Source organism: Nocardiopsis lucentensis DSM 44048 (assembly GCF_000341125.1).
In the GTDB taxonomy this organism is placed as follows: Bacteria; Actinomycetota; Actinomycetes; order Streptosporangiales; family Streptosporangiaceae; genus Nocardiopsis; species Nocardiopsis lucentensis.
In genome coordinates this window covers 1-5,075 of record NZ_ANBC01000403.1, presented here as the reverse complement: position 1 = coordinate 5,075, position 5,075 = coordinate 1, and the positions used below count along the sequence as shown (strand labels likewise).

Here is a 5,075-nt window from a genome sequence, read left to right as displayed (position 1 = left end):
ACCTCCAGCCACTCGCCCTCAACGCTCTCGACGAGGAACGTCCGCTCCGCGCCAAGGTCGTTGGGGCTCGCCAGCGTTTCGAGGACCTCGTCCCCGCCCGCCTCGGCGCGGACGTCGATCGAGTCACCGACGACCGTGGCGATCCGGGCCCCCGCCTCCGGGGGGCCGGCGGGGGCCTCTCCGCCCGCCTCGTCCGGGGCGGGGGACGAGCACGCCGTGAGGGCGGCCAGGAGCACGGCCGTCACCAGCGGCGGCGGGGCCGCGCGCGGTCCGGGCCGGGACGGGCGCGGAAGCGGCGAGGATCGACGCATGGGAACCATCCGGGTTCGTGTGGCGGGAGTGGCCCCGGGCGGTGAGCCGCTCCGGGACCGTGTGGGACTCGTCCGGCGCGGTGTCACCCGGTCGGACGGTCATGAACTCTGGCGCACGAATGTGTGGATCCTGTGTGTTCGCCGTGTGGGAACCGTGTTCTGACCTGGGGGCCGTTTCCGCCCCTGTCCGTCAGCGTCTCCGCTCCCGGTCGGCGGGTCATACGATCAAGCCGCGCCAGCGTTCCCACGAGCGAGCGGAGGACCCCCGTGTGCGCCCATGTGCTCGTCGCCGAGGACGACACGAACCAGGCCGACCTCATCCGGCGTTATCTGGAGCACGAGGGCCACGTCGTGCGCGTGGTCCACGACGGCCGCGCCGCGGTCGCCGAACACCACCGTGATGTCCCCGACCTGGTGATCCTGGACGTGATGATGCCGGTCATGAGCGGACTGGACGCCTGCCGCGCGCTGCGCGCCGAGTCGGACGTCGCGGTCCTGATGCTCACCGCCCGCTCCACCGAGGAGGACCTGCTCACGGGCCTCGACCTGGGTGCGGACGACTACGTCACCAAGCCCTACAGCCCGCGCGAACTGATGGCGCGGGTCCGCACCCTGCTGCGCCGGTCCCGCCGAGGCGTCGAACGGACCGACCGCGTCATGCGCGCGGGACCGCTCGCGGTCGACCCCGACCGGCACACCGTCCAGCTGCGCGGGGTCCCCGTCGACTGCACCCCCGCCGAGTTCCAGCTGCTCGAGGCACTGGCCGCCCAGCCGGGGCGGGTGTTCAGCCGGGCGCAACTGCTGGAGCACATCCACGGCGTCAGCCGCTTCATCACCGAGCGCACGATCGACGTCCACGTGATGAACCTGCGCCGCAAACTCGAGGCGAACCACCGCAGACCCACCCTGCTCATCACGGTCTACGGGGTCGGGTACAAGCTGAACGGCGCGGCCGATGGCGCGCCGTAGGGGCGCGCTACGGCACAGTCTGCTCGCCCGCATGCTGGCGAGCTCCGTGCTCGTCGCGGTCTGCTCCATCACGGCGACCGCGTGGCTGGCGGTGCAGGGCACCTCGGACTCGATCAGCTCGGAGCAGGGCGAGACCCTGGCCGCCGACACCCGTATCCACGACACACTCGTCGGCTACGCCGCGACGAACCGCGACTGGGACGGCGTCGACCACATCGTCGACGAGCTCGCCGAGGAGACGGGGCGGCGCATCGTCCTGGCCACGGAGAACCGTCAGCTGATCGCCGACTCGGAGCCCGGGTCGGAGGCGCCGCTCCCACCGCGCGCCTCCTCGGTCGTGGACCCCCTCGCGGTGGACGTGACCCTGGTGTCGGAGGGGTCCGACCGTGTGGACGCCCGGGCGGTCGGGCCGTTCGGACTCGGCGCGGCGGACCGCGAGGACCTGACGGAGATCGCGGAGGAGGGGGCCGACTGTCTCCGGGACGTGACGGGGATCCCCGTCACCCTGGAGACCGCGCCCAGCGGGCGGCCGTACCTGGAGGTGACCGATCCCTACGACGAGGTCGCCCACCTGTGGGACGGGTGTGGGCTCGCGGCGCTGGAGGAACCCACCGACGCGGAGCGGCCGGTCCTGGCGCAGCTGAGCGAGCTCACCGGTGACTGCCTGGGCACCGATGACCCGCAGGTGCGGTTCCGCATGGACGGCACGACGGGATCGGTCCTGGCCGTTCCCGCGGACGCGGGCGCGGGAGCACCCGCCGACGAGGCCCCCACCCCCTCGCCCCCGGAGGCACAGGAGGAGCCGGAGCCGTCCCCCGGGCAGGAGTGGGTCGTACCGGAACCGACGGACGGGCGGGCCCCCTCGGACGGGGAAACGGCGGAGATCGAGGCCGAGGAGACTGAACGGGATCGGGCCCTGGAGGAGGGGTGGATCCCGGGGTCGCCCAGCCCCCAGGCGGATCCGGGCGCCCCCCTGGGCACGGTGGCGCCCGCCCTCGACCAGCGCACCGCCGACTGTGTCGCCACCGCCCACCGCGAGCTGCTCCGCCCGCACGTGGCATCGGCCGCCCTGCTCTTCATCGACGACCCCTCCGCCGACGCCGCCTCCGGACCCTCCCTGAACCGCGAGGGCCTGCTGAGGGTCTCCAGCGTGGTGCTGCTGGTGCTGGTGCTGACGGTCGGGGTGAGCGTGGCCGTGTCGACCCGGCTGGTGCGCCCCGTCCGCGCCCTCACGGACGCCGTGCTGCGGATGCGTCAAGGACAGTGGTCGACACGGGTCGAGGTGAGCGACTCCGGTGAGATCGGCGAGCTGGCCGCCGCGTTCAACGAGATGTCGGAGCACCTGGAGCGCTTGGAGGACCAGCGCAAGGCCATGGTCAGCGACGTGTCCCACGAGCTGCGCACACCGCTGAGCAACCTGCGGGGGTGGTTGGAAGCCGTCCAGGACGGCGTCGCGGACCTGGAGCCGGACCGGATGGAGATGCTCGTGGGCGAAACCCTCCTGCTCCAGGACATCATCGACGACCTGCGGGACCTCGCGCTGGCCGACGCGGGCAAGCTGCGGTTGTCCCTTGAGCTGGTGGAGGCCCACACGCTCGTCGAACAGGTCGTGGCCAGCTACCGGCTGCGCGCGGACGAGGCCGGACTGGAGCTGGTGACCGAGACGGCCGAGGTCGTGCTCCGGGCCGACCGCACCCGGCTCTTCCAGGCCGTGGGCAACCTGCTCGGCAACGCCCTGCGGCACACGACGGCGCCCGGCACGGTCACCGTCCGCGTGCGGCCCGACGGGGACGACGCGGTGTTCGAGGTGACCGACTCGGGCGTCGGCATCGCCGCCGAGGACCTGCCGCAGGTGTTCGACCGGTTCTGGCGGGCGGAGAAGTCGCGCAGCCGCCAGACCGGCGGGAGCGGTCTGGGGCTGTCCATCGTGCGCAACCTGACCGAGCTGCACGGTGGCCGGGCGGAGGTCGAGAGCACCCTCGGCGAGGGCACGACGTTCACGCTCCGGCTCCCGCTGGTCGGTCCCTGAGGGTTCTCACCGGCCGATGACGTAGGGCCGCTCCTGGGGCTGGTCCCCCTCCAGGGGAAGCTCGACGACCGGCACGTACCGACCGACCGCCTCCCCGCCGCGCTCGGGGCCGTAGCTGAACACCCCGGCCCCCGCCGGGACCACGTGCGCGCTGTTGAGCAGCATCAGCTGGTGGAGGACGTCGGGAGGAAGGGGAGGTCCGTCGAGCTCCATGGCGTTGGTGGTCCGCACGGCCGAGGCCGCGACCGCGAACGCGTCGTGGGTGACCAGGGCGTAGCCGTTGCGCAGTGCCGTGGGATCGTCGTCCACCTCGCGTGCGAAGGCCGACCGGAACGCCGCGTATCCGGGAGGAACGTCCGCGTCCGGGCCACCGGTCGCCCAGCGGGGGTCGATGCCCGAGGCGTGGACGAGGGTGATGTCGCCCTCGTCCAGCAGCGCCATCGTGTCCTCGTCGGCGAGGGCGCTCAGCCCGACGACGACGAACAGCACGCGGATCGGTGTGTCGTCGCAGGACCGGGCCGCGAGGGATTCGAGGAACGCGTCGAGGTCGGGGGCGCGGCCCGCGAACAGCACGGTGTCGCTCTCCGCCACGCACACGTTGAGGGTGACGGTGTCGAACAGGCCGGCCCGGGGAGCGTCCCCCACGGTCGTTCCGCTGAACTCCTGCGCCTGCCCGGTCACGTACTGCCCGAGCTGGTCCTCGTAGGCCCGGCGCAGTGTGCTGACGAACAGGTCGGGTTCGGTCGTGTCGTAGACGAGGGTGGCCCTCGGCGCCTCCTCGAGCCCGTCGAGGTAGTTCCGGAGCGCGCGCACGTACTCGGAGTTGCTGGGCGCGGCACGGAGCAGGCCGGGGATCTCGAAGTGGTCGAGTCCGTCCGCGGTCACGGCGGAGGAGACCATGGGGACCTCGTTCTCGGCCAGGCGTCGGGCCGCGGACCGGGTGGACTCAATGCTCACGCCCATACCCACGCCCGCCACCAGCGGCACCGGCTCGGAGGTCATCGCGACGAGGTCGTCCACGACCGTCTCCCAGTGCTCCTGCTGGGCGCCCGTGTTGGCCAGGACGAGCTGGATCTGGGGACTGGGATCACCGAAGTCGTGCGAGTGGTTGGCGCGCATCATCGCGGTGTAGGCCCCCTCCAGGGCCCTGCGGACGCGGCCGGGGTCCATGGGGCTCACGTCGCCGAAAGTGAACGTGCCCAGGAACGCGATCCGAACGACGGTGCCGCCCTCCTCCGCGACCCGCGCGTTCTCCTTGGCGATGAGCGCCTGGATCCCGGCGAAGTCGTCGTGGAAGACGTGCCCGCCGTCCGTGACCCCCACGCACTGGCCCTCGACGGACCGCACCCCGCTGCCCGGGCCGCCGCAGCTGAACCGGTCCCACAGGACGACCGACGTCGCGACCATCGTCAGGACGACCGCCACGGCGACGGGCAGCAGGAGTCGACGGGTCCGCCGGAACCTCTGGGGACGGGGGATGACGACCCCGCCGCCGGCCGGCTCCCTCTCCTGATCGGCCATGGTCTCGTTTCCTTCCGATGTCGGGGGTTCACGCCGTGCCGTGGAAGCGGCGCCAGTACTCCAGGTGCGCACTGGCCTCGTCGAGGATGTGACTCTGTCCGGACGGGCAGTACTGGGCCAGTTCGGTGAGGGTCTGGGAGCAGACGGCGTGCAGGTGGTCGGTGCGGAACATGTCCGGGTCGCTGAGGATGTGGCGCGCGGCGACGAGCTTGAGGCACGCCTCGGTCGCGGCGGTGGCGCCCTCC

The 5,075-nt window shown here is 72.4% G+C and carries 3 protein-coding genes and 2 pseudogenes; 2 read left to right on the top strand and 3 right to left on the bottom strand.

Annotated features, from left to right (window positions below; genetic code table 11):
* Positions 1-311 (bottom strand): annotated as a pseudogene (locus tag D471_RS41800) (L,D-transpeptidase); the annotation flags it as partial.
* A gap of 267 nt (positions 312-578) precedes the next feature.
* Here D471_RS41800 and D471_RS0113680 point away from each other — a divergent pair.
* Entirely contained in the window at positions 579-1,280 is a 702-nt protein-coding gene (locus D471_RS0113680) for a response regulator transcription factor (protein ID WP_040689607.1), read from the top strand.
* Entirely contained in the window at positions 1,267-3,309 is a 2,043-nt protein-coding gene (locus D471_RS0113675; protein ID WP_017599130.1) for a sensor histidine kinase, read from the top strand. Before D471_RS0113680 ends, D471_RS0113675 begins: the two co-directional genes overlap by 14 nt.
* A gap of 6 nt (positions 3,310-3,315) precedes the next feature.
* Here D471_RS0113675 and D471_RS0113670 read toward each other — a convergent pair whose 3' ends face one another.
* Entirely contained in the window at positions 3,316-4,830 is a 1,515-nt protein-coding gene (locus tag D471_RS0113670; RefSeq protein WP_017599129.1) for an ABC transporter substrate-binding protein, read from the bottom strand.
* A 28-nt stretch (positions 4,831-4,858) separates the two neighbouring features.
* Positions 4,859-5,075 (bottom strand): annotated as a pseudogene (locus D471_RS40185) (hypothetical protein); the annotation flags it as partial.

Excerpts from the sequence above, each read along its gene's own strand:
- D471_RS0113670 (WP_017599129.1), bottom strand. The coding sequence starts at position 4,830 with ATGGCCGATCAGGAGAGGGAGCCGGCCGGCGGCGGGGTCGTCATCCCC.
- D471_RS0113675 (WP_017599130.1), top strand. The coding sequence starts at position 1,267 with ATGGCGCGCCGTAGGGGCGCGCTACGGCACAGTCTGCTCGCCCGCATG.